The 24,742-nt window shown below is 60.9% G+C and carries 22 protein-coding genes and 1 pseudogene; 13 read left to right on the top strand and 10 right to left on the bottom strand.

The genetic code is table 11. The features are described 5' to 3' along the window. Positions 1-124 precede the first annotated feature (124 nt). The 4 genes and pseudogenes from BFP89_RS22065 to BFP89_RS29795 all read left to right on the top strand — a co-directional run bounded on the left by BFP89_RS22065 (position 125) and on the right by BFP89_RS29795 (position 3,505). Positions 125-733 (top strand): biliverdin-producing heme oxygenase, encoded by a 609-nt coding sequence (locus BFP89_RS22065; protein ID WP_065887559.1) that lies wholly within the window; start codon positions 125-127, stop codon positions 731-733. Positions 734-826: 93 nt separating this feature from the next. Beyond that, positions 827-1,231 carry a YbaN family protein gene (locus BFP89_RS22060; protein ID WP_065887558.1) on the top strand — a complete coding sequence of 135 codons (405 nt, stop codon included), beginning with the start codon at positions 827-829 and terminating at the stop codon, positions 1,229-1,231. 144 nt (positions 1,232-1,375) lie between these two features. After that, a pseudogene (locus BFP89_RS29800) lies at positions 1,376-2,647 on the top strand (HAMP domain-containing protein); the annotation flags it as partial. A 102-nt stretch (positions 2,648-2,749) separates the two neighbouring features. Beyond that, positions 2,750-3,505: a methyl-accepting chemotaxis protein gene (locus BFP89_RS29795; RefSeq protein ID WP_370671231.1), complete on the top strand. Its 756-nt coding sequence runs from the start codon at positions 2,750-2,752 to the stop codon at positions 3,503-3,505. Between the two features lie 123 nt (positions 3,506-3,628). Here BFP89_RS29795 and BFP89_RS22050 read toward each other — a convergent pair whose 3' ends face one another. Then, positions 3,629-4,192: an NAD(P)H nitroreductase gene (locus BFP89_RS22050; RefSeq protein ID WP_065887556.1), complete on the bottom strand. Its 564-nt coding sequence runs from the start codon at positions 4,190-4,192 to the stop codon at positions 3,629-3,631. Between the two features lie 139 nt (positions 4,193-4,331). On the opposite strand from BFP89_RS22050, the gene BFP89_RS22045 reads away from it, so the two are divergent. The 5 genes from BFP89_RS22045 (at position 4,332) to BFP89_RS22025 (ending at position 12,418) form a co-directional block, all read left to right on the top strand. Then, positions 4,332-5,759, top strand: coding sequence for a di-heme oxidoreductase family protein (locus BFP89_RS22045; RefSeq protein ID WP_065887555.1), 1,428 nt, complete (start codon positions 4,332-4,334; stop codon positions 5,757-5,759). A 31-nt stretch (positions 5,760-5,790) separates the two neighbouring features. Next, a complete protein-coding gene (locus BFP89_RS22040; protein WP_065887554.1) occupies positions 5,791-6,855 on the top strand; it encodes an imelysin family protein in 1,065 nt (354 codons plus the stop codon). Positions 6,856-6,857: 2 nt separating this feature from the next. Next, positions 6,858-7,958 (top strand): DUF1513 domain-containing protein, encoded by a 1,101-nt coding sequence (locus BFP89_RS22035; protein WP_065887767.1) that lies wholly within the window; start codon positions 6,858-6,860, stop codon positions 7,956-7,958. Between the two features lie 258 nt (positions 7,959-8,216). Next, positions 8,217-9,374, top strand: coding sequence for an efflux RND transporter periplasmic adaptor subunit (locus tag BFP89_RS22030; protein ID WP_065887766.1), 1,158 nt, complete (start codon positions 8,217-8,219; stop codon positions 9,372-9,374). Next, positions 9,371-12,418 (top strand): multidrug efflux RND transporter permease subunit, encoded by a 3,048-nt coding sequence (locus BFP89_RS22025; RefSeq protein ID WP_065887553.1) that lies wholly within the window; start codon positions 9,371-9,373, stop codon positions 12,416-12,418. Before BFP89_RS22030 ends, BFP89_RS22025 begins: the two co-directional genes overlap by 4 nt. Before the next feature lie 79 nt (positions 12,419-12,497). On the opposite strand, the gene BFP89_RS22020 is transcribed toward BFP89_RS22025, so the two are convergent. The 5 genes from BFP89_RS22020 to colR form a co-directional block, all read right to left on the bottom strand. Beyond that, a complete protein-coding gene (locus BFP89_RS22020) occupies positions 12,498-12,725 on the bottom strand; it encodes a hypothetical protein (RefSeq protein ID WP_065887552.1) in 228 nt (75 codons plus the stop codon). Then, complete coding sequence (locus BFP89_RS22015) at positions 12,722-13,441, bottom strand: lipopolysaccharide kinase InaA family protein (RefSeq protein ID WP_065887551.1); 720 nt, start codon at positions 13,439-13,441, stop codon at positions 12,722-12,724. The genes BFP89_RS22020 and BFP89_RS22015 overlap by 4 nt, the downstream gene beginning before the upstream one ends. A 4-nt stretch (positions 13,442-13,445) precedes the next feature. Further along, positions 13,446-14,126 carry a class I SAM-dependent methyltransferase gene (locus tag BFP89_RS22010; RefSeq protein ID WP_065887550.1) on the bottom strand — a complete coding sequence of 227 codons (681 nt, stop codon included), beginning with the start codon at positions 14,124-14,126 and terminating at the stop codon, positions 13,446-13,448. Between the two features lie 188 nt (positions 14,127-14,314). Beyond that, positions 14,315-15,595: a sensor histidine kinase gene (locus BFP89_RS22005; RefSeq protein WP_065887549.1), complete on the bottom strand. Its 1,281-nt coding sequence runs from the start codon at positions 15,593-15,595 to the stop codon at positions 14,315-14,317. Continuing rightward, the gene (gene colR / locus BFP89_RS22000) at positions 15,585-16,268 is read right to left on the bottom strand and encodes a two-component system response regulator ColR (protein ID WP_003208587.1); all 684 of its coding nucleotides are present in this window, start codon (positions 16,266-16,268) and stop codon (positions 15,585-15,587) included. The genes BFP89_RS22005 and colR overlap by 11 nt, the downstream gene beginning before the upstream one ends. 199 nt (positions 16,269-16,467) lie before the next feature. Between colR and BFP89_RS21995 the strand changes: the two genes are divergently transcribed. The 4 genes from BFP89_RS21995 (at position 16,468) to BFP89_RS21980 (ending at position 21,061) form a co-directional block, all read left to right on the top strand. Further along, positions 16,468-18,417: an LTA synthase family protein gene (locus BFP89_RS21995; RefSeq protein ID WP_065887548.1), complete on the top strand. Its 1,950-nt coding sequence runs from the start codon at positions 16,468-16,470 to the stop codon at positions 18,415-18,417. Between the two features lie 75 nt (positions 18,418-18,492). Next, positions 18,493-19,191, top strand: a complete 699-nt coding sequence (locus tag BFP89_RS21990; RefSeq protein ID WP_065887547.1) for a response regulator transcription factor — start codon at positions 18,493-18,495, stop codon at positions 19,189-19,191. Beyond that, on the top strand, positions 19,181-20,479 hold the full coding sequence (locus tag BFP89_RS21985) for a sensor histidine kinase (protein WP_065887546.1): 1,299 nt from the start codon (positions 19,181-19,183) through the stop codon (positions 20,477-20,479). Before BFP89_RS21990 ends, BFP89_RS21985 begins: the two co-directional genes overlap by 11 nt. An 81-nt stretch (positions 20,480-20,560) precedes the next feature. After that, positions 20,561-21,061, top strand: coding sequence for a hypothetical protein (locus tag BFP89_RS21980; RefSeq protein WP_065887545.1), 501 nt, complete (start codon positions 20,561-20,563; stop codon positions 21,059-21,061). A 77-nt stretch (positions 21,062-21,138) separates the two neighbouring features. Here the strand turns inward: BFP89_RS21980 and groL are convergent, their stop codons facing one another. The 4 genes from groL to BFP89_RS21960 all read right to left on the bottom strand — a co-directional run bounded on the left by groL (position 21,139) and on the right by BFP89_RS21960 (position 24,654). After that, positions 21,139-22,785 carry a chaperonin GroEL gene (gene groL / locus BFP89_RS21975; RefSeq protein WP_065887544.1) on the bottom strand — a complete coding sequence of 549 codons (1,647 nt, stop codon included), beginning with the start codon at positions 22,783-22,785 and terminating at the stop codon, positions 21,139-21,141. Positions 22,786-22,834: 49 nt separating this feature from the next. Beyond that, entirely contained in the window at positions 22,835-23,131 is a 297-nt protein-coding gene (groES, locus tag BFP89_RS21970; RefSeq protein WP_065887543.1) for a co-chaperone GroES, read from the bottom strand. 248 nt (positions 23,132-23,379) lie between these two features. Continuing rightward, a complete protein-coding gene (locus BFP89_RS21965; protein WP_065887542.1) occupies positions 23,380-23,856 on the bottom strand; it encodes an FxsA family protein in 477 nt (158 codons plus the stop codon). A 66-nt stretch (positions 23,857-23,922) separates the two neighbouring features. Beyond that, positions 23,923-24,654, bottom strand: a complete 732-nt coding sequence (locus BFP89_RS21960) for a HugZ family pyridoxamine 5'-phosphate oxidase (protein ID WP_065887541.1) — start codon at positions 24,652-24,654, stop codon at positions 23,923-23,925. Positions 24,655-24,742 lie beyond the last annotated feature (88 nt).

The following is a 24,742-nucleotide window of genomic DNA, read 5'->3' as shown; positions in this document are numbered from 1 at the left end:
CACCTCGCCGCAATGATCGTGCGGCGGGGTGAGGATTTTTTACTGTGCCGCGTCTCCCTGTTCGTCTAGTTGATAACCGCTCTCTTTAGAGCCACAAGGCGCTACCCCCCTCAAGGATTTTTTCATGACCGCATCTCCTACCGCAGAACGTCCAGCCCTGCGCTCCCAGCGCCTGAACCAGATCACCCATGAGCCGCACACCAAGCTCGACGCACTGGTCAAGGCGCACGCCCCGTTTGAGACCCAGGCCAACTTCGCCCGCTTCGTGGTGGCGCAGTACCTGTTCCAATCGGAGCTGGTCGCGCTGTACAACGATGCCGAACTGAACCGGATCATCCCGGACCTGGCCGAGCGCTGCCGCGCCGAAGCGGCCAGGCTTGATCTGGGCGACCTCGACACCGACGTACCGGCACCGGTTGCCGGTGCCGTGAACAACCCGGACAAGGCCCAGGCCCTGGGCTGGCTGTTCGTCTCCGAGGGCTCCAAACTGGGCGCCGCCTTCCTGATCAAACGGGCCGTGGGCCTGGGCCTGAGCGAGACCTTCGGCGCCCGCCACCTGGGCGAACCGGCAGGCGGTCGCGCCGAGGGCTGGAAACGCTTCACGCGCATCCTCGACGGCCTGCAGTTCAGCGCCGAAGAAGAAGCCGCGGTAGAAAAAGGCGCCATCGATGCGTTTGTACGCTTCACCGTATTGCTGGAACAGGCGTACGCTACGGCGCCTGAACTGGCCTGACCTACTGATTGAAATGCAATCAACTGTGGGAGGGGGCAAGCCCCCTCCCACAGTTGGAACGCATTTCATATTGATTTTGTGATCATCGTACCTATGACCGGCAAAACCCAATCCACCTCCAGGATCGCGCAGATCCTCTACGGCCTGCTGGCCTACGTCAGCCTGGGAATCGGGCTGGTGGCGATTGTCATACCGGGTTTGCCCACCACCGAATTCATCCTGCTGGCCGCCTGGGCCGCGACCAAAAGCTCACCGCGCCTGAGCGCCTGGCTGGAAAACCACCGCCTGTTCGGGCCGATCCTGTTCAACTGGCGCAATGGCAAGATCATCGCGCGCCGGGCCAAAGTCAGCGCCACCGTGAGCATGCTGCTGTGCGCCGTCCTGATGCTGGTGATTCTCGACCATGGCTGGCCGATTTACCTGGCGATTGCCGGGATGAGCCTGGGCAATCTTTGGATCTGGTCGCGCCCCGAACGCTTGGCCTCCACCCCCCCGTAAACGCCACCGCTCTTCGATTTATCTCATGAATACCCCACCTGTGCCGATAGTGCAGGTAGCGTCAAATGGACTTGGCCATACGAGTGAGTAATCGCCTCTGCTTGTCCGCTTGCATTCTAATAAGTAAAAACGCGAGTAAACGCCATGTTCAACGCAGTCTCCATCCGATTGAAAATCGTGTTGTTGTCCGGTCTTTGCCTATTGGGCGTAATTGCGCTGATAGTCGGTATCAACCTCTACGAAACCAACCAGAACCACAAACTGATCAGCGCGTCGAGCTCGCGGACGCTCACTGCCAGCGTGCAGGACCTGCTGCAGACCAAGGCCGCCGAACAGGCCGCGTACGTGCAAAAAACCTTCAGCGAAAGCCTGATGGCCATCACCGCCCTAGCCGACCAGGTCAAGGACCTGCACACCATGGGCACCCGGCACTTGATCGACGCAGCGACCTTGCGCGAAGCGCTCAACCAGAGCACCAGGACCACCTTCGAACGCAATACCAAGGTCCTGGGCGTGTGGCTATCCTTCGACCCCAACGCCCTGGACGGCAAGGACAGCGACTTCATCAACGACACCGCCCGCGGGTCCAACGACGCCGGACGCTTCTCCATTTACTGGACCCGCACCGGCGGTGCAGGCGCGAACTCGGTGATGGCGGAAGCGGACCTGGTCAAGACCTCTACCACCCTCAGCGGTACAGCCGGCGACATCTGCCAGCGGGAAAGACGCGGCACTTGCCTGCTGGACCCGTATGAAGACAACGTGGCGGGCAAACCCATGTTGATGACCAGCATTTCCCTGCCCTTGCTGATAGACGGCAAGGTGCTCGGCATTGTCGGTATCGACATTGCGCTCAACGCCCTGCAAGCCTCGGCCGACGCCGCCCAGCACGAGCTGTTCGACGGCGCGGGGCACCTGCAAATGGTCGCCAGCAGCGGCTTGCTGGCAGCCTACAGCGGCCAGCCGGACAAGATCGGCAAGAACATCGGCGATGTGTTGAGCGTCGAGGGTAAGGAAGTCATGCAACTGTTGGCCAGTGGCCGCCGTGAGATTCTTCAACAGGATGATGTGATCCGGGCGGTCTACCCGGTCAAGCCGATTGCCGAGGCCGCAACGTGGGGTGTGGTCATCGACCTGCCCAAAAAGGTGCTGCTTGCCGACTCGATCAAGCTGCAGGACTTTCTCGACAAGGCCCAGGCCAGCGGCACCCTCAAGGCCCTGCTCGTCGGAGCCGCCGCCGCGCTGTTCGGTTTGCTGCTGATCTGGCTGACCGCCACCGGCGTGACCCGGCCCATCAATGGGGTGGCGGCCATGCTCAAGGACATCGCCAGTGGTGACGGCGACCTGACACAGCGCCTGACCTACACGAAGAAAGATGAACTGGGCGAACTGGTCAGTTGGTTCAACCGCTTCCTCGACAAGCTGCAACCGACCATCGCCCAGATCAAGCAAAGCATCACCGAAGCGCGGGTCACGGCCGATCAGTCTTCGGCGATCGCCCGTCAGACCAGTGAAGGCATGCAGGTGCAGTTCCGCGAAATCGACCAGGTGGCCACCGCGTCCAATGAAATGAGCGCCACCGCCCATGAGGTGGCCAACAGCGCATCCAGCGCCGCCAACGCGGCACGCGAGGCGGACCAGGCAGCCCGTGAAGGCACGTCGATCATTGAGCAAAGCACCCACGACATCACCACCCTCGCCGAAGAAGTCAGCAAGGCCGTGGCGGAAGTGGAAGCCCTGGCGGTGAACAGCGAGCAGATCGGCTCCGTGCTGGAAGTGATCCGCAGCATTGCCGAGCAGACCAATCTGCTGGCCTTGAACGCCGCGATTGAAGCCGCACGCGCCGGGGAAAGCGGGCGAGGCTTTGCAGTCGTGGCCGACGAGGTGCGCAACCTGGCCAAACGTACCCAGGATTCGGTGGAACAGATTCGCCTGGTGATCGAACGCATTCAGACCGGCACCCGCGGCGTGGTGGCGACCATGCATTCCAGCCAGCATCAGGCCCAGAGCAATGCCGGGCAGATCCATCAAGCCGTGCAGGCACTGGGCAAGATCAGTGACGCCGTGACCGTGATCAGCGACATGAACCTGCAGATCGCCAGTGCCGCCGAAGAGCAGAGCGCGGTGGCCGAAGAGGTCAATCGCAACGTCTCGGCGATCCGCACCGTGACCGAAACCCTCACCGGCCAGGCCACCGAGTCGGCGGCCATCAGCAGCCAGCTCAACGCCCTGGCCAGCCAGCAGATGAAGTTGATGGATCAGTTCAGGGTATAAGAAACAGGGCAGGTCCAATGTGGGAGGGGGCTTGCCCCCGATAGCGGTGTATCAGTCAATAAATGGGTGGCTGACACACCGCATCGGGGGCAAGCCCCCTCCCACATGTTGACCGTGCGCCGCTTAAAGACCGGTCCAGGCCTGGACGAACGCCGCAACATCCTCCTTCGGCGCGGTGCGCGGCGGGTTTTGCGGCGTGCCCAGGTACAGGAAGCCGATCACTTCTTCATCTGCGCTCAGCCCCAGCCCTTTGGCCACATGGGCCGAATAGGACAACTCACCGGTGCGCCACACCGCGCCAATCCCCTGGGCATACGCCGCCAGCAGAATGCCGTGAGCCGCACAGGCGGCTGCCAGCAATTGTTCGGACTTCGGCACTTTGAAATGCTCCTGCAGGCGCGCAATCACCACCACCACCAGCGGCGCTCGCAATGGGCCGTTCTGGGCCTTGTCGATGGCGGCTTGCGGGGCGTCGGCATCCTGCAAACGCGCCGCTTCGGCCAGCAACGTGCCCATGCGCTCACGGGCCGGGCCTTCCACGGTGAGGAAACGCCACGGGCGCAACTGGCCGTGGTCGGGCGCACGCATGGCGGCGGCGAACAGCACATCGCGCTGCTCCTGGGTCGGTGCCGGTTCCAGCAAGCGCGGCACGGAAACACGGTTGAGCAAAGCGTCGAGAGCCTGCATTGGCCACCTCCAGAAAAAAATGTACGGTCATTCTAGCGGAATGCATCGGGCCGCCACCAAACGATAATTGCTCTTATTCAAACTGCCCTGCCCTGTTAGACTTTGCCACCGAATTTTTCGCCTTCGTTCAGGAAACTCGATGTTCCGTTCGCTACTACGCCTGTGCGCAGCATTGATGGCCCTGGGCCTGACTGCCTGCGACGACGCCCCCAGGTTCACCCAGGCTGAGCCGGGTGAAGCGCGGGCCGGCGGCGCGGCGACCGTGAACAAGCGCGACCAGAACGCGTTCTCCCTGCCCTCGGCCAACCTGGCGCCTACCCGCCGCCTGGACTTCAGCGTCGGCAACAGTTTCTTTCGCAGCCCCTGGGTGATCGCGCCCTCGACCACCACTGCGCGCGACGGCCTGGGCCCGCTGTTCAATACCAACGCCTGCCAGAACTGTCATATCAAGGACGGCCGGGGCCACCCACCGCTGGCCGATGCGCCCAATGCGGTCTCGATGCTGGTGCGCCTGTCAATTCCGGATGCGCCTGCCTACGCCAAACTCATCGAGCACATCGGCGTGGTGCCCGAGCCGGTCTACGGCGGCCAACTGCAGGACATGGCCGTGCCGGGCGTGGCGCCGGAGGGCAAGGTGCGCGTCGATTACACGCCGGTCAATGTCAGGTTCAAGGACGGTACGGTGGTCGAGCTGCGCAAGCCCGAGCTGCAGATCACCCAGCTTGGCTATGGTCCGATGCATCCCGACACGCGCTTTTCTGCGCGCATCGCGCCGCCGATGATTGGCCTGGGTTTGCTCGAAGCCATCAGCGACGCCGACATCCTGCGCAACACCGAGCCGAAAACCGCCGACCGTGAAGCCATCGTCGGTCGGGCGAATCAGGTGTGGGATGACGCCGAGCAAAAGACTGTTTTAGGGCGCTTTGGCTGGAAAGCCGGGCAACCCAACCTCAATCAACAAAATGTTCACGCATTTTCAGGTGATATGGGCCTCACCACGTCCCTGAGACCCTTCGATGACTGCACCGACGCCCAGGCGGCCTGCAAACAGGCACCCAACGGCAACGGCCCCGAGGGCGAGCCGGAAGTCAGCGACAACATCCTGCGCCTGGTGCTGTTCTATACGCGTAACCTCGCCGTGCCGCTGCGCCGCGACGTCGATGCGCCGCAGGTGCTGGCCGGTAAGAACCTGTTTTACCAGGCCGGCTGCCAGGGCTGTCACAAGCCGACGTTCACCACGGCGGCCTCTGCCTCCGAACCCGAACTGGCCAATCAGGTGATCCGCCCCTACAGCGACTTGCTGCTGCACGACATGGGCGAAGGCCTCGCCGATAACCGTACCGAATTCAAGGCCGGTGGCCGCGACTGGCGTACCCCGCCGTTGTGGGGCATCGGCCTGACGCAAACCGTGAGTGGTCACACCCAGTTTCTGCATGACGGCCGCGCCCGCAACCTGCTCGAAGCCGTGCTCTGGCATGGCGGCGAGGCGCAAGCGGCGCAGCAGCATGTGTTGTCATTCAACGCCGAGCAGCGCGCCGCGTTGCTGGCGTTCCTGAATTCTCTATAAGCTTTGCCCCAATTACAGAAGGGAGCTCGACATGTTCCGTCCCAAGTTGTTGTTCACCAGCCTGGCCGCCCTTGCCCTCGGCGCCTGCTCGCCCCAGGACCCGCAAGCGGTGACCTCGGCGGCCATCGCCAAGCAAGTCATCCTGCCGACTTACAGCCGTTGGGTTGAAGCCGACCGCCAACTGGCCGTCAGCGCCCTGGCCTATTGCCAGGATCAAGAGAGCCTGGACACCGCCCGCGCCGACTTCCTCCACGCGCAAAAAGCCTGGGCCGAGTTGCAACCGCTGCTGATCGGCCCGCTGGCCGAAGGCAACCGCGCCTGGCAGATCCAGTTCTGGCCGGACAAGAAAAACCTGGTGGGTCGCCAGGTCGAGCAACTGGTCAGCGCCCAGCCGCAGATCGATGCGGCCGCCCTCGCCAAATCCAGCGTGGTGGTGCAAGGCCTGTCGGCCTATGAATATATCCTCTACGACGCCAAGCCCGACGTCGCCGACCCGGCGCAGAAAGCCCGTTACTGCCCGCTGCTGATGGCCATCGGCGAACGCCAGAAAGCCCTGGCCGAAGAAATCCTGGCCAGCTGGAACAGCACCGACGGCATGCTTGCGCAGATGACCAAGTTCCCCAACCAGCGCTACGCCGATTCCCATGAAGCCATCGCGGATCTGCTGCGCGTGCAAGTCACCGCCCTGGATACCCTGAAGAAAAAACTCGGCACGCCGATGGGCCGCCAGACCAAGGGCATCCCGCAACCGTTCCAGGCCGATGCATGGCGCAGCCAGTCGTCCCTGCAGAGCCTGGAAGCCAGCCTCGCGGCGGCCCAGACCGTCTGGGTGGGCGTCGACAACAAAGGCCTGCGCGGCCTGCTGCCGGCCGATCAGAAAGCTCTGGCCGACAAGATCGACGCCGCCTATGCCGCGTCCCTCAAACTGTTTGCCAGCAACCAGCGCACCCTCAACGAACTGTTGAACGACGACGCCGGGCGCCAGCAACTCAACGACCTCTACGACAGCCTCAACGTGGTCCATCGCCTGCACGAAGGCGAGCTGGCCAAGGCGCTGGGCATCCAACTGGGCTTCAACGCCAACGACGGTGACTGATGATGCTCAGGCGACAGGCTTTGGCGGTTGGCAGCGTGCTGCTCAGCGCCCTCACCTTGGGCGGCTGGACGCCGTTCAAACACAAGGACAAGCACCCGCTGCTGCTGTCGGCGCGCGATGATGCCGACGGCAGGCACTACGCCGTCGGTTATCGCCTGGACGGCAAGCAGGTGTTCGCCACCCAGGTCGGCCAGCGCTGCCACGACATCATCAACCACCCGACGCTGCCCATTGCGTTGTTTGTCGCCCGCCGCCCGGGCACCGAGAGCTACCTGATCGACCTGCGTGACGGCACGTTGCTGCAAACCATCACCTCGAAAGCCAATCGTCACTTCTATGGTCACGCGGTGATCCACAAGAGCGGCGACTGGCTGTATGCCACCGAAAACGACACCTCCGACCCCGGCCGTGGCCTGTTGGGTGTGTACAAGTTCGAAGGCGAGCGGCTGGTGCACAGCGGCGAGATCTCCACCCACGGCATCGGCCCGCACCAGGTGTCCTGGATGCCCGATGGCGAAACCCTGGTGGTGGCCAACGGCGGCATCCGCACCGAAGCCGAAAGCCGCGTGGAGATGAACCTCAACGCCATGGAGCCGAGCCTGGTACTGATGCACCGCGACGGCGGCCTGATCAGCAAGGAAACCCTGGGCCAGCAGATGAACAGCGTGCGCCATATGGGGATCGCCAGCGATGGCACCATCCTCACCGGGCAACAGTTCATGGGACCGTCCCAGGAGCGTTCCGAATTACTCGCGATCAAGCGCCCGGGGCAGCCGTTCATGGCGTTCCCGGTGGATGATGCGCAGTGGCAGGCGATGGGGCACTACACCGCCAGCGTCGCGGTGCACAGCGAGCTGCGCCTGGTAGCGCTGACGGCGCCACGTGGCAATCGCTTCTTTATCTGGGACATGGACAGCGGCGAGTTGCGCCTGGACGGGCCATTGCCGGACTGTGCCGGCGTGGGTGCGGTGGCGGACGGCTTTGTCGTGACCTCGGGCCAGGGGCGCTGCCGCTTCTACGATTGCCGTCAGAAACAGCCGGTGGCGACCCCGCTGACCCTGCCGGCAGGGTTGTGGGACAACCACCTGCATCTCATGACGTAACCCCCCATCTTGATCGCAACGCTCCTGCGCTGACGCCCGGGAGCCTATCCGCCGACAGCCGTTTGGCACATCTCCTACACAAGCTGTGGAACTGTCCCTTACACGGGGAACAGTGTTCTCACAATAACTTGCGAAACCACTCCTTATCCCCGTCCCCGTCCTGATCAAGACTGCGGCGCTCAGTGCAGCGCCGCCTGCTCTTGCGTGCTCGCGCTTCGTTCAACCTGCACAGGTTTCACAAGGAACCCCACTATGACCATGCCGGGCCGCCGGATGATTATCATGCTCAGCCTCGTTCTGTCCGTCGTCCTGATGCTCGCCGGCTACAAGGCGCACTGGATTTATCAACAGTTGCAGCTTTTGCATGGGCCAAAGCCACCGGTCAGCGTGGCGACGTCCAGTGCCTTTGAAATACCCTGGCAGCGCCAGATGCCAGCGGCGGGCACGCTCAAGGCATTGCAAGGTATCGACCTGAGGGCTGAGGTGCCCGGTGTCGTGACACAGCTGCACTTTGAGTCAGGGCAAAGGGTCGAGGCCGGGCAGCCCCTGCTGCAGCTTGAGTACCAGACCGAGCAGGCCGAATTGGACGTGGCAAAGGCCGACCAGCGCCTGGCCCTTCAGAACTTTGAGCGGGGCCGCAAACTGGTGGAAATCAGCGCCATCTCCAAAGGCGAGTTCGACCGGCTCGGCGCTGAACTCAATCGCAACACCGCCGTGGTGGCACAGCGTACTGCGGCGCTGGAAAAAAAGCGCATCGTCGCGCCCTTCACCGGCACCATTGGCATTGGCCAGGTCAATGCGGGCGATTACCTGCAAAGTACCCAGGTTATCGCCAGTCTGCAGGACACACGCCAGCTTTACGTTGACTTTTATGTGCCCGAGCAAGCCGTTCAACTGATCAGGAAGGGGCAGTCGGTTCAGGTTGAAATCTCGGCACGCCCCGGCAGCTTCAGCCTCGCCAAGGTGAGTGCCATCAACCCGCTTGTCGATGACAGCACGCGAAACGTGTTGGTGCGCGCAACGCTGCCCAACCCGCGCGATGAGCTGTTGCCGGGAATGTTCGCCCATCTGCGGGTGCTGCTGGACGAACCGACTGCACACACCGTGATCCAGGAAAGTGCGATCGCCTTCAGTCCTTATGGCCAGTACATTTTCGTAATAACACCCAGTAACCACGGCGAGCCGCACGCCTCCGATGCCGGCGATACGCCGCAACTGATCGCCGAGCAGCGCCTGGTCGAAACAGGCGAACGGCGCAATGGCCTGGTGGTGGTTTCCAAGGGGCTGCACAAGGGCGAACAGGTGGTCACTGCCGGCCAGCTCAAACTCAAACACGGCACTCCTGTGCGTATCAGTATCGACCGAAGCCAGCCGGAGGTGACGCTGCCGATGCCTCATCAGGAGGGTGCGCAATGACCTTCACCGACCTGTTCATTCGTCGCCCGGTGCTGGCCGTGGTCGTCAGCCTGCTGATCGTGCTGCTTGGATGCCAGGCCTACGAAAAACTGCAACTGCGCCAGTTTCCACAGATGCAAAACGCACTGGTTACGGTCACCACGGTCGCACCGGGACTGAGTGCGCAAACCATCCAGAGTTACGTCACCCAGCCCTTGCAACAGAGCCTGGCCAGCGCACAAGGCATCGACTATATGACCTCGTCCAGCCGTCAGAATATTTCATTCATCTCCATCTACAGTCGGGTCGGCGCCGACAGCGACCGCCTGTTCACCGAACTGCTGGCCAAGTCCAATGAAGTCAGGAACCAGTTGCCCAGCGGCATCGAAGATCCGGTATTGAGCAAAGTTGCAGTGGAAAGTACCGCGCTGATGTACCTGAGCTTTTCCAGCAAAACCATGAACAACGCGCAGATCACCGACTATCTGCAGCGGGTGGTCCAGCCTCGGTTGGTGACACTGCCGGGCATGGCGCAAGCGCAGATTATCGGCAGCCAGAGCTTCGCCATGCGCCTGTGGCTCGACCCGATAAAACTCGCCGGGTTTGGTCTGGGCGCCAGTGACATAACCCAGGCAATCAAACGCTACAACGTACAACCTGTCGCGGGGGACCTTACCGGCGAATATGTCGTCACCAGCGCGACCACCCACACCGAACTCCAATCGGTCGAGGGGTTCAGTGCCATTCCAGTGAAAACCGAGGGCGACAACCAGGTGCGCCTGGGGGACGTGGCGCGCGTTGAGCTGGGCTCGCAAAACTACGACAGTTTCAGCACCTTCAATGGCACCCCGGCGGTCTATATCAGCATTCAAGCCACACCCGATGCCAACCCCCTGGAGTTGGGCAAGCGTGTTCGCGAACTGATGCCCCAATTGCAGGCGCAGGCGCCACCCGACCTGCACTCGGATATCGCCTACGATTCGACGCTGTATATCAACGCTTCGATCGAACAGGTGCTGTCCAGCCTGACGGAAGCCTTGCTGATTGTGGTGTTGGTGGTGTTTTTGTTCCTGGGTTCGTTGCGCTCAGTGATCATTCCAGTCATCACCATTCCACTGTCGCTGCTTGGCACTTTGTTCCTCATGCAACTGCTGGGCTATTCCATCAACGTGCTGACGCTGCTGGCCATGGTCCTGGCTATCGGCCTGGTGGTCGACGACGCCATCGTGATGATGGAAAACATCCACCGGCACATCGAAAAAGGCAAATCGCCACTTGAGGCCGCCATCAAGGGGGCAAGAGAGGTATGCGTTCCGGTGGTGTCCATGACCATCACGCTGGCTGCGGTTTTTGCGCCTATCGGCTTCATGCAGGGTTTGACCGGGGCGCTGTTCAAGGAGTTTGCCCTGACCCTGGCCGGCGCTGTGGTGATTTCCGGGATCGTGGCGTTGACGCTGTCACCGATGATGTGCGCCATTTTACTGCGGCCTGAAGAACAGCCAACGGGCCTGTCGCTGGCTCTGGAGCGTTTTTTCAATGCCCTGAAAAAACGCTATCGACGGCGCCTGCGCCAGATCATGCGAGCGCGGTCGGTGGTATTGGTTTTCGCCGCGCTCGTGCTCTGCCTGATACCCGCCATGCTCACGTTCACCCTCTCGGAATTGGCGCCCGACGAGGACAAAGGCCTGATTTTCATCCTGTCCAGCGCGCCCCAGGCAACGAACCTGGCCTACCTGAATCGCTACACCCAGGACTTTATCGAACCGTTCAATACCGTGCCCGAATATCATTCATCCTTCCAGATCAACGGCCTGGACGGATTACATTCAGGCGTCGGCGGCTTCCTGCTCAAACCCTGGGAGGAACGTGAGCGCACACAAATGCAAGTCCTGACAGACGTACGTGAAAAACTCGACAGCAACCCCGGCCTGCAAGTCTTCGCATTCAATTTGCCCTCCCTGCCGGGGACCGGTGAAGGGCTGCCCTTCGGCTTTGTCATCAGTTCCCAGCAGGACCACAGTTCGATGATGGACGTGGCCGAGCGCATCAAGCAACGAGCGATCGACTCGGGGAAGTTTGCCTATGTGGATATCGACCTGGCCTTCGACCGCCCGGAAGTCATGGTCGACATTGACCGGACCAAGGCCGCCCAGATGGGCGTATCCATGGAGGACCTGGACCTGACCCTCACCACCCTTCTGGCTGAGGCGCAAATCAACCGGTTCAGCATCGACGGGCATCTCTACAAAGTGATAGCCCAAGTCGAGCGCAATTACCGGGACAACCCCCAATGGCTGAGCCAGTACGCGGTAAAGAACGCCAAGGGCCAATTGCTGCCCTTGTCGACGCTGATCACCGTCTCCAGCCCGCAGGTTCGTCCCCAGCGGTTGAATCAGTTCCAGCAACTCAATTCGGTCACCGTGTCGGCCTTTCCGATTGTCGGCATGAGCGACGCATTGCAGACCTTGCAAACCATTGCCCAGGACGAGGCGCCAGCGGATTACAGCTTCGATTACAGCAACGCTACGCGCCAGTTCGTGCAGGAGGGCAATGCGCTATGGGGCACGTTCGGCCTGGCACTGGCCATCATTGGCCTGGTGCTGGCGGCGCAGTTTGAAAGCCTGCGTGATTCACTGGTAATACTGCTGACCGTGCCGCTGTCGGTGTGCGGCGCATTGATCGCGCTGTTTCTGGGTTGGTCCACCCTGAATATCTACACGCAGATCGGCCTGGTCACGTTAATCGGCCTGATCAGCAAACACGGCATCCTGATCGTCGAGTTCGCCAATCAACTGCGCAAGCAACAAGGCCTGTCCGCGCGGGCTGCGGTCGAACAAGCTGCCGCGACCCGTCTGCGGCCGATTCTGATGACCACGCTGGCCACCGTAATGGGCGTCGTGCCGCTGATTTTCTCCAGCGGCGCGGGCTCGGTCAGTCGGTTCGATATCGGCATGGTGATCGCCACCGGCATGTCGATCGGCACCCTGTTCACCCTATTCGTCCTGCCTACGGTGTATACGACGCTGACCAAAGCGGACAACACAGCCAGGGCACTGACCCGATAGCGCTGCCTAGTCCTGAAACAGGGCGCCATAAAAAAAGGGCCTCGCATCGCGAAGCCCTTTTGTGGGGGTTTTAATCGTTTCAACTCTGCGGCCTCATCGCTTGAGACATCCCGAACATGAATAACAGCAACTCATGATCGGGTTTGGCCGCCACACTGACCTTGGCCACACGTGGCAGCAGGCATTGCCCGCCGCCTTGCGTCGCACTGAGTACCTGTGTGCGAGGCTGTTCCCATGCCGCCAGGGCCAGGGCCGTAACCGCCAACGCCCCGACCAGGAACAAACCTCGTGCTATTTCTAGCTTCATCTGGTTAAACCCTTGATAGCGCTGCCAAACGCCGTCTCGTAAAAGTAGCTGAGTTTTTTCCAGTCGGTATCGTTCCACGACGAATGGCGGCGCAATTGCAGCATGTCATGGGAGGCGGCCCGATAAGCGGTCAAACGCTGGCGGCATTTTTCAAAGTCCAGCAGCGCCACTTCAACGTTCACCCCATCGCCCTCGCCGGTTACCCGAACGAAGATGTGCTTGATATACAGGCAACCGTGCTGCCAGCGGCCTTTGTGCATGCGCGCCAGGGTACCGGCCAATTCCTCGAGCAAGCGCTCGTGGACCGCCTCGCCGTATTGCTCACGGCCACCGGCGGCGTACCAGTTTTCGATCTCGTCGAAACCGTCCAGCGACGCGGTGACCAGCAACGCTTTCCACTGATGCTGCGGGTCGCGTCGCGCCTCGCAGAACACCAACTCCGGCACACGTACATCCAGCAGGCGCAGGCCCTTGAGGGCATCACGCTCGCGCAGTACGGTCGGACGTCCAAACGGATGCAACCAACTGCGGTAGATATGGCCAGTCTGGCGTTTGCAATAGAGCAATCGCCCATTGGGACTGATCACCCGCTGTACGCCACTTTCACCGCCACGCCGACGATTGGGTTCTTCCACCCACTCGCCCTGCTGACGCCAGAAAAAATCAAATCGTTCTTCGGGAGCTATATGACTGCCGACTACGCACTCAACTGCCATCCTGTTACCTCTTGCGCAATACATAGACTCGCCACATGGCGTAGAGCGGCATGAAGTCCAGGGATTCCTGAACCCGGAAACCGGCCTGCTCGAATTCTGCCTCGACAGTAGCAGCCGGTAACACAAACCGGTTTTGGTAACCTTCCTGCTCACCTTTCTTACGACGCCGTACCTCGGCGCGCCTGCGTTTCCAGGCCTTGAAATTGCCGTCGACCCACAGCGAAATAATCACACTGTCACGGCTAACCCGCTGAAACTCCCGAAGTATTGTCATCCTGTGCGCCGGGTCACCGATGTGGTGCATCAAACGCATGCAGAAAATACTGTCGACCGAGTTATCTGGCAAATCGATATCAAAGGCAGATGTCTGCAAAGGGCGTACCCGTTTGACGACTTCCGCCGGTTGGGCCACCGTGGCGACCTTCAACATCGACGCCGAATTGTCGGCCCCGATGATCACACGATTGGGTTTCTCGGCCAGCAATGGCCAAAAGCGCCCGGCACCACACGGCAGGTCCAGCACCAGGCCCGGTTCACCGGCCATGGCCAGCGCACCGCGCGCCAGTTGCTCATCGCGCTTGTGGGACAACCGGCGAGCCAGATTGTCCTGGTGCTTGAGCAAATATTGCCGCGCGTGTTGATCGTCGTACTTTTCTGAGAATTCCAACTTGATCGGGGAAGGCATCTTACGTCTCCGGTAACTGATGCCTACAACCCTAAGCAGCGAACTGTGATCAACAGGTCAACTCGTTGTGAAAAACTTGTCCTGTCCAATCCCATACATTTCAAGACTTTACAGAAACATTCAGTAGCATCGGGCCATCTTCGCCGAAAAGCAGGCGTCGTGCAGCAGCAAAATGACAGACTGTTCGGTCAGGTTTTGACTTGGCCCAGTTCGACATGAAAACGGCAGCCGTTGGGCTCCATGGTGCTCAGGGTCACGCTCCAGCCCTGGCTCTCACAGATACGCTGCACCAGCGACAAGCCCAGTCCCAGACCCTCGCCGCGCTTCTCGCTGCCACGCACGAACGGCTCGAACATCGCTTCACGCTTGTCTTCCGGGATGCCCACACCGGTGTCCTCCACCACAAAGCCGCTCGGTTCCAGGGTCAGGCGGATAAACCCTTGCTCGGTGTAATGCAGTGCATTGCGCAACAGATTGCCCATCACCGCATGCAGGAACGTTGTGTTGTAGCGTGTCTCCAGCGGGTCGCCCGGGCAGTAGATCAACTCAAGGCCCTTTTGCTCGATGGGCCCGCGCCAGATGCCGAGCAGGTCCTCGGCGACCTGGGTCAGGTTGACCTGGGCCGACATGGCGGCATCGTCATGCTTGGCGCGGGCCAGCATCAGGAAAGTCTGCACCAGTTCGCGCATCTCTTCACAGGCCCGGGCGATGCGCTGGACCTGGTTGCGCCCGCGTTGATCGATGGCCGGATTCTCCAGCAGCAACTCGCAGGAACTGGCCAACACCATCAAGGGTGTACGCAATTCATGGCTGACATCGCTGGTAAACAACTGTTCGCGAGACAGCGCCTGGCGCAAGCGGCCCAGGGTGGCGTCGAACGCCACGGCCAATTCGCCCACTTCGTCGGCCGCGTAGTCCGGTGCCAACGGTGGCGCAAGCCCCAGCAACTGGTCGCGATGGCGCACCTGGCGGGCCAGGCGCACCACCGGCGCCATCACCTTGCGCGCCAGCACCCAACCCAGGAACACCGCCAGTGCCAGGCTGAGCACAAAGCCCACCAGCACCACGGCAAACAGCACCCGCTCGCGCTCTTCGAAATCGCTTTGGTCCTGCAGCAGCACGTAACGTCGGCCGTCGATCACTTCGACCATGGCGTGGTAGGACAGCGACTCGCGAAATACTTCATGAAAGCCCGGGTCCAGATGCCGCAAATCCTTGGGCAACTCGAAATCGCCGGGGCCGCCGCTGAAATAGAACAACTGGTCAGGCTCGGGCCGATGTCGCCAGTCTTCCATGCTGTCCATCAACAGCAGACGTTGCAGGTCGCCGCCCAGGCCCGCTGAAATCAACTTCTCTTCCACCAGGTGCACGGTCGCGACAATGCCCATGGCGAAGGCCCCCGCGACCAACGCGCTCATCAAGGCAAAGGCGATGATGATCCGTTGGGCAAGGCTTTGCTTAAACTCCATCACGGCCCTCGGCCAGGCGATAACCCACACCGTGTACCGTTTGCAGCAACGGCTTGGCGAAGGGTTTGTCGATCACTTGGCGCAATTGGTGGACGTGGCTGCGCAGGCTGTCGCTGTCCGGGCAGTCATCGCCCCACAAGGCTTCTTCGAGGATTTCCCGACGCAATACGTGCGGGCTTTTCTGCATCAACACCGCCAGCAACTTCAGGCCGACCGGGTTGAGTTTGAGCAGGCGCCCTTCACGGGTCACCTCCAGCGTATCCAGGTCATAATTGAGGTCGCCCACTTGCAGGGCACGACGTCCCCCCCCCTGGGCACGGCGCAGCACCGCTTCGATGCGAGCGGCCAGCTCCGACAAGGCGAATGGCTTGAGCAGGTAGTCATCGGCGCCGGACTTGAAGCCCTGCAGCCGGTCGTCCAACTGGTCACGGGCGGTCAGCATGATCACCGGTGTGTCGCGGCGTGCATCTTCGCGCAGGCGTTTGCACAGGGTGTAGCCATCGATGCCAGGCAGCATGATGTCGAGCACGATCAAGTCGTAATGCTCGGTTGCCGCCAGGTGCAGGCCCGACAGGCCGTCCTGGGCACAATCCACTGTGTAGCCTTTGAGCCCCAGGTAATCGGCCAGGTTGGCCAGAATATCGCGGTTGTCTTCAACCAATAAAATTCGCATGGGCAGTGCTCCGTACGCGGTAACAGCCGTGTTGGCTCGCGCAGCTTAAGGCCAAGTGCAGTTCAGGGATAGGCCTGCCGGGCCGGTCGATAAAGGTTTTCAACTGATTAGCCGGCTGAACGAGTTTTTCACTATCGCTTCACACGCCGACGACAGCGTCAGCGTGAACATCGCTCCCATCGATAAAAGGAAGTTGCACATGGGATTCCCCAAAACAGCGCCTATGCGCTATCTGTTGTTGGTAACCGGTACCTGGCTGGTTATTTTCCTGCTCACCCGCAGCGTGCTGCTCGTGACTCACCTGAATGAAGTCGGCGGCAACCTGCTGCCGGTATTTGGCGTGGGTTTGGTCTACGACCTGGGGTTTCTGGCTTATGCGGCATTGCCGCTGGGACTGTACGTGTTGCTGTGCCCACCCGCGCTGTGGCGTCGCCGCGGGCATCGCTGGTTCCTGCAAGCGCTGCTCAGCGCAAGCCTGTTTGCGATGCTGTTCACTGCGGTGGCTGAATGGCTGTTCTGGGATGAGTTCGGCGTGCGCTTCAACTTCATCGCCGTTGATTACCTGGTGTACTCCGACGAGGTCTTGAACAACCTGCTGGAGTCCTACCCGATCGGTAAGCTGCTCAGTCTGCTGGCAATGCTCGCACTGATCCTGAGCGTGGCCCTGCGCAGGCCCTTCAACGCCGCGATGGCCGCGCCGTTACCGGCAATGCGTGGCCGCCTGGTCAATGCCCTGGCCTTGCTGGCAGTCGCCGGCATCAGCCTGCAATTGATCAGCCAGGACCACCCGCGCACCCAGGGCGGCAACGCCTACAACAACGAACTGGCGAGCAATGGTCCCTATCAGTTCTTTGCCGCGTTTCGTAACAACGAACTGGACTACACCCAGTTCTACAAAAGCCTGCCAACTGACGTTGTCGCCAAGCAATTGCGCGCCGAACTCAGTGAACCCAACGCCCGCTTCATCGGCCAGGACCCACTCGATATCCGTCGCGCCATCACCCACCCTGGCACGCTGCGCAAACCCAATATCGTGCTGGTCACCATCGAGAGCTTCAGTGCCAAATACATGGGCAGCAACGGTGACGAGCGCAATCTCACGCCCAACCTCGATGCGCTGCGCCAACAGAGCCTGTACTTCAATAACTTCTACGCCACCGGCACCCGTACCGACCGTGGCCTGGAGGCCATTACCCTGGCGATTCCACCTACGCCCGGGCGCTCTATCGTCAAGCGCATCGGCCGCGAAAGCGGTTTCGCCAGCCTGGGGCAGCAGCTCGGTGCCGTTGGCTACGACAGCGTGTTTGTCTACGGCGGACGCGGTTACTTCGACAACATGAACGCGTTTTTCAGTGGCAACGGCTATCGCGTGGTGGACCAGAGCAGCGTGCCCGAGTCGCAAATTTCATTTAAAAACGCCTGGGGCATGGCCGACGAAGATCTCTACCGACAAACCCTGAACCTGGCCGATGCCGACTACGCCCGCCAGCAGCCGTTCCTGTTGCAGTTGATGACCACCTCCAACCATCGCCCCTACACCTACCCGGACGGGCGCATCGATATCAAATCCGGCAACGGCCGCGACGGCGCGGTGAAGTACACCGATTACGCCATCGGTCAATTCCTCGACGCTGCGCGCCAGAAGCCCTGGTTCGATAACACCATCTTCGTGTTCGTCGCCGACCACACGGCCGGCAGCGCAGGCAAGGAAGACCTGCCCATCGCCAACTACCAGATCCCCCTGTTTATCTATGCGCCGAAGCTGATCGAGGCCCGGGAAACCGCGCAACTGGCCAGCCAGATCGACTTGGCGCCGACGTTGTTGGGATTGATCAACCTGAGCTACGAATCGACCTTCTTCGGCCGCAATCTGTTGCAGGACAACCCGCTGCCACCGCGCGTAGTGCTCGGCAATTACCAACATCTGGGTCTGTTTGACGGCACCAACCTCGCCATCCTCAGCCCACGCAAGGGCCTGCGTCGCCATGACCAGGCGCTGGGCGAGAGCCAGGAACTGCGCGTCGGCAGCGACGACCCGTTGATCCAACGGGCGATCACCTACTACCAAGCGGCCAGTTATGGGTACAAGCAGCAGCTGTTGAGCTGGAAAGCGCCCAAGGATACGACGCCGGCCATCAGCACACGCTGACGGCCCTACGCAGCCCTTGCCTGACACCAGGCAAGGGCGTAACACTTGCGTCCTTTCCTGCAACGACGCCCGCTCATGTCCGACACCCTCCTGTTGATCGAAGATGATCGCCCATTGGCCGCATTGACGGCCGAGTTCCTGCGCGCGGAAGGTTTTACCGTTGCGGTGGAACATCGTGGTGACCGCGCGGCGCAACGCATTGTCGACGAGCAGCCGGCATTATTGATTCTGGACGTGATGTTGCCCGGCCTTGACGGTTTCTCCCTGTGCCGGCAGATCCGCGCCCAGTATTGCGGCTTGATCCTGATGATGACCTCGCTGGATGAAAACGCCGAGCAATTGACCGGGTTCAATGCCGGGGCGGACGACTATGTGGTCAAGCCGGTCGACCCGCTGCTGCTGCTGGCCAGGATCCGCTCATTACTGCGCCGCCACCCGCAGGCGCCACGGGCGTTTTACCAGTGGCACAGCTTTCGGCTGGAGCTCAATAGCCATTTCGCCTGGCTCGACGAGCAGCCCTTGCAGTTCTCGGTCGCCGAGTTCGAACTGCTCGCGATTTTCGCCCGGCACAGCGGCGTGTTGCTCACACGGGAGAAACTGCTTCAAAGCCTGCGCGGCCTGGAGTACGACGGGCTCAATCGCTCTGTCGATATGCGTGTTTCGCGCTTGCGTAAAAAGCTCATGAGCCTGGCGTGCCCCGTGACCATCCAAACCATCACCGCACAAGGCTATCTGTTTGTCGAAATTCCTCAGGGCGGTCGACATGTCGAGTAAGTTCAAACCCTGGATGGCACTGGTGGCCGGAGCAGGCTGGGCCGGCTTGACCTTTTATCTGTTATGGCTGTGTGCCAATACCGCCGTGTATGTGGGTGAGTACAGCTTTTTGCGCTTGATGGCGGGGCCAGGCTACCTGGTGGCGGAACAACTCAAAACCTTGCCTGCCGATCAACGCGAGGCGCGCATGCAGACGCTGCGCGAACGCTTCCAATACCCGGTGGCCCTGATAAAGCTGAAGGATGTCGAGATGCCACCGGAAGCGCTGATCATGTTGAAGCATCAGCAACCCGCGCAAAACAGCGATGAAGACATGACTTACTTCCCCTTCGACGACGAAACAGCCATCCAATTCGGCCCGCTATGGGGCACCGCCGAGGTCAAGGACCTGCTGACATTTCCGGTATATTGGGTGACGGCCTGCATCGCCGCCCTGCCTTTAGTGTTGCTGCTCTGGATCAGCCTGCGCATACGCCGCCAGCGCAGCCTCGACCTTGATACGCTCAATGGCTGCCTGGGTGAACTGGCCCATACGCCCAATGCCCTGCTGCCGGCCATGGGCAAGGAATGGACGCCGTTGCTGCACACCCTGCAACAACATGCGCAACACATCACCGCCATGGGCGAGCGCCATCGCGAAGTTTCCCAGGCCGTATCCCACGAACTGCGCACGCCACTGGCGCGCATGCGCTTCGCCTTGACCTTGCTCGGCAAGAGTGAAGACGCCGCCACGCGCAACCGCCTGGAGAAACGCCTGCAAATTGATGTCGAGGAACTCGAGGCCCTGGTTCGCGCCAGCCTGGCCTTTGCGCGGATGGCCGGGGCGCCGAGCGACCTGCACTATGAGCCGATCCCCATCCGTGACTGGTTGCATCAGGAGTTTGCCCTGCTTGACGGGCACCATCGTCGTCTGAGCCTGGAAATCGAGCCATTGCACCTGGAGCTGATCGGTGACCGCGCCTTGTTGCATCTGATTGTGCGCAACCTGCTGAGCAATGCCATCACCTACGCTCGCGATCAGGTGCGTGTCAGTGCGGCGTACCACGACCCGCATCATCTGGTACTGCATGTCGATGACGACGGCCCGGGCGTGGTCGCGGAAAACCGCGAAAAAATCTTCGAACCCTTTGTCCGGCTCGCCATGGGCGGCGATGAACCCGGCGGCTACGGCCTCGGTCTTGCGCTGGCAAAACGCGCCACCCAGTGGCTGCGTGGTGAACTGTCAGTGACTCGCAGCCCGCTGGGCGGCGCACGCGTGAGCCTGGTCCTGCCGCTGCGCCCGCAATGACCGGGGCGTTACAGCCGGTGACAGTAGGGCTTTGCGATAGCTTGTAACCTCTGCGCCTGAACCAGGTCGGAGAGCCCTTTCATGTGTTTCACCAAGAAATCCGCGCTTGCCCTGATGCTGTCGCTGTGCCTCGTGACGGGCGCGGTTTTACCCCGTTGCTCTCCTGCCAAGACTGCGGTGACGCCACCGGCGGCGTTCAACAGCGGCTACCGGGTAGATGGCAGACCACTTGACGAAGCCCCTGACGATCCAGTGTTCATCGCCGTACCGGGCGTCAGCGCGATGATCAGCCCTGATAATCAGCCTTGGTTGAATAACATCTGGGACAACCTGCAACGCCGCTCGTTGAGGTCCCATGATTATTATGCCAATGCCCTCAAACTGCTGGGCATGGTCGTCATGTCCGGGCATTGGGAGCGGCCCAGTCCGGCGCTTCAAAAAAAGCCCACGCACCTGTCTGAATATCAGCCACTGTCTGAAGCTGCTGCGCAGGGCACCATGGCCTATGTGCTGCGCGCGCCGTTGATGTTCGCGCGGGGGATGATACTCAAGAAGCTGCTGCGACGGCGTGCCATGGGCTGAATGATAAAACCGGCGCCATAAAAAACCCCGCCTGCATCACTGCAGGCGGGGTTTTTCAGTAGCCGGGTAAGGCTGGCTTACATCATGCCGCCCATGCCACCCATGCCGCCCATGTCTGGCATACCGCCGCCACCTGCGCCTTCAGCCTTTGGCTTGTCGGCGATGGCCGCTTCGGTGGTCAGGATCAGACCGCCGATGGAAGCAGCTGCCTGCAGCGCGGAACGAGTCACCTTGGTTGGATCCAGGATGCCCATTTCGATCATGTCGCCGTAGACGCCAGTCGCAGCGTTGTAACCGTAGTTACCCTTGCCGTTCTTGACTTCGTTGACCACAACGCTTGGCTCGTCGCCGGAGTTGGCAGCGATCTGGCGCAGCGGTGCTTCAACGGCACGGCGCAGTACAGCAATACCGACGTTCTGGTCAGCGTTGTCGCCGGTCAGATTGGTCAGGGCTTCCAGAGCACGGATCAGCGCAACGCCACCGCCAGGTACCACGCCTTCTTCAACGGCTGCACGGGTTGCGTGCAGGGCGTCTTCAACGCGGGCCTTCTTCTCTTTCATTTCAACTTCGGAACCGGCGCCAACCTTGATCACTGCAACGCCGCCGGACAGCTTGGCCAGACGCTCTTGCAGTTTTTCACGGTCGTAGTCCGAGGACGTCTCGGCCACCTGGGCACGGATCTGGGCGATACGCGATTCGATGTCGCCTTCAACGCCAGCACCGTCAACGATGATGGTGTTTTCCTTGGAGATGGTCACGCGCTTGGCGCTACCCAGGTTTTCCAGGGTGGCGCTTTCCAGGCTCAGGCCGATCTCTTCGGAGATGACGGTACCGCCGGTCAATACGGCGATGTCCTGCAGCATGGCCTTGCGACGGTCGCCGAAGCCTGGAGCCTTGACGGCTGCGACTTTGACGATGCCACGCATGTTGTTCACAACCAGGGTCGCCAGGGCTTCGCCTTCAACGTCTTCGGAAACGATCAGCAGTGGGCGGCCGGCTTTGGCGACGGCTTCCAGCACTGGCAGCATTTCGCGGATGTTGGAGATCTTTTTGTCGACCAGCAGGATCAGCGGGCTGTCCAGCTCGGCAACCATGGTGTCCGGCTTGTTGACGAAGTACGGGGACAGGTAGCCACGGTCGAACTGCATGCCTTCTACAACCGACAGTTCGTTTTCCAGGCCCGAGCCTTCTTCAACGGTGATCACGCCTTCTTTACCGACTTTTTCCATGGCTTCGGCAATGATGTCGCCGATGGAGCTGTCGGAGTTGGCGGAGATGGTGCCTACCTGAGCGATAGCCTTGGTGTCAGCGCATGGCTTGGACAGGTTTTTCAGCTCGGCAACGATGGCGATGGTCGCCTTGTCGATGCCGCGCTTGAGGTCCATCGGGTTCATGCCGGCAGCGACGGCCTTGTAGCCTTCGTTGACGATGGCCTGGGCCAGCACGGTCGCGGTGGTGGTGCCGTCGCCGGCGTCATCGTTGGCACGGGAGGCAACATCTTTGACCAGCTGCGCGCCCATGTTTTCGAAACGGTCTTCGAGCTCGATTTCCTTGGCTACGGAAACGCCGTCCTTGGTGATGGTCGGAGCGCCGAAGCTCTTCTCGATGATCACGTTACGGCCTTTCGGGCCCAGGGTCGCTTTTACTGCATCAGCCAGGACGTTGACACCGGTGAGCATTTTCTTGCGGGCGGAATCGCCGAATTTAACTTCTTTAGCAGCCATGATCGATATTCCTTAAATACTTTGTAGTAACGGGAAAATGAGCGGGGAATCAGCCTTCCAGTACAGCGAGAATCTCTTTCTCGTCCATCACCAGCAGGTCTTCGCCGTCGACTTTCACAGTGTTGCTGCCGGAGTAAGGGCCGAAAACAACCTTGTCACCCACTTTCACGGCCAGCGCACGTACTTCACCGTTTTCCAGGGTCTTGCCTGGGCCAGCAGCGACGATCACGCCGTGGTTGGCTTTTTCAGCAGCCGAACCTGGCAGGACGATCCCACCGGCGGTTTTCTTTTCTTCTTCGCTGCGACGGATGACGACGCGGTCGTGCAGAGGACGAAGCTTGCTCATTGTCGATCTCTCCTAATTGTATGTTTCATCGGCCGGTATCAATTCCGGCGGGTTAAATTCCGGCGGTGCCGGTCGCGGCTCGCAGGGCGAACCGCGGAAGTCTGTCTAGTGTCACCACCAGAAACCTTGCGGTGACCGTTACATAAGGGCGGCCAGGCTTATTACAAGGGGCAGCGAATGAATTTTTTTGTGTTTTGCTCAGGGAAGAAGGCAACACGGCACCCGAAGATGCCGTGCCGGTGAAGCGGTCATTTACTGTCGCGGTGTTCGAATTCGCCTTCGATCACATCACCTTCTCGCCCCAGAGGCTGGCGCGGGGCCGGGCCGCCACGGGGTTGCAGGTCGTCGGCAAACGCGCGCTGGCGCACGGCCGCCTCTTCGGCACGCTGGCGCATCTTGCCGGCCAGCAGTTTGCGCGTAACCGGCAGCAGCATCACCAGACCGACCACGTCGCTGATAAAGCCCGGCAGGATCAACAGGCCACCGGCCAGGGCCATCATCAGGCCCTCGAGCATGGTCTGGGCGGGCAGCTCACCGCGGTTCAGGCTTTCACGGGCGCGCAGGGCGGTCGCCAGGCCGGCGACGCGCAGCACCAGGACGCCGAGCATCGAGCCGAGAATGATCAGTAACAGTGCCGGGAAAAATCCGATCGCACCGCTGACTTGAACGAATACGAACAGCTCCAGCACCGGGAACAATAGAAAAAGCAACAAAAAAGGGCGCATCAAATGGTTCCTCAACGCAAGAATGCCTTGCTAGTTCACCCTAGATGACGTCGCCTTTTCGTGAATTCAAGCGCTAATGTCTGATTTTTTCGGCCAGGTCTGCGCGTGAGCCAATGAAACCAGGGCTTCGCGTACTTGTGTCGGCGTGTTGCAAGACTCGGCAAACGGCAACCAGTGCAGGGACTGGCCAATGCGCAGGTGCATGCCTTCGCTGTCGATGCCGGCCAGTTGCGCAGGCTCGGTCGTCGGCAAACCGGCGAGGTCGACATAATGGGCGATGGCCTTGGCATGATCGCTGTTCATGTGTTCGATCATGCTGCGCTCAGCCTTGCCGGCGAACGGATTGGCCAGGGTCAGTTGATCGACCCAGTGGATCGCGCCAAACCCACCGATATAACGGTGGCGCACCGGCTTGAGCACCCAGAAATCGAAATCGTGGGCCTGGTGGTAATTGGCCGAGTCAGGGAAGTAGCGATAGTAGCGCTCGGCGGCGGCTTCGATGGCGGCGGCGTCTTCCAGCTTGTGGGCTTCAGCCAGGTAGGTCAGGCGCCCGACGGCCTGCACATCGTCGGCTTCGCGCTCCCCGACCAGCAACGAACACTTGGGGTCCTTCTGCAAATTGTGCGTGTGCTGGGCGATGCGACTGATCAGGATCAGCGGCTGGCCGTGTGCGTCGAGGCAGTACGGCACGACCGAACCGAAGGGAAAACCGGGCATGGCTTTGGACAGTGTGGCCAAGGCCCCACGGTATTCCTTGAGCAACAGCTCTCGGGCGTTCCTGGCAACGTGCGCGCTCAATGTATGACTCCTGGGTTGTCCCGCCGCCCATGGCATATGGGAATGGATCTCAACACAAGGTAATCAATATCCACGCAGGTTGCCAGCG

The organism is Pseudomonas sp. 31 R 17 (genome assembly GCF_900004915.1).
GTDB lineage: Bacteria > Pseudomonadota > Gammaproteobacteria > Pseudomonadales > Pseudomonadaceae > Aquipseudomonas > Aquipseudomonas orientalis_A.
The sequence above is the reverse complement of the archived record's forward strand: the minus strand, read 5'-3'. Positions and strand labels throughout refer to the sequence as shown.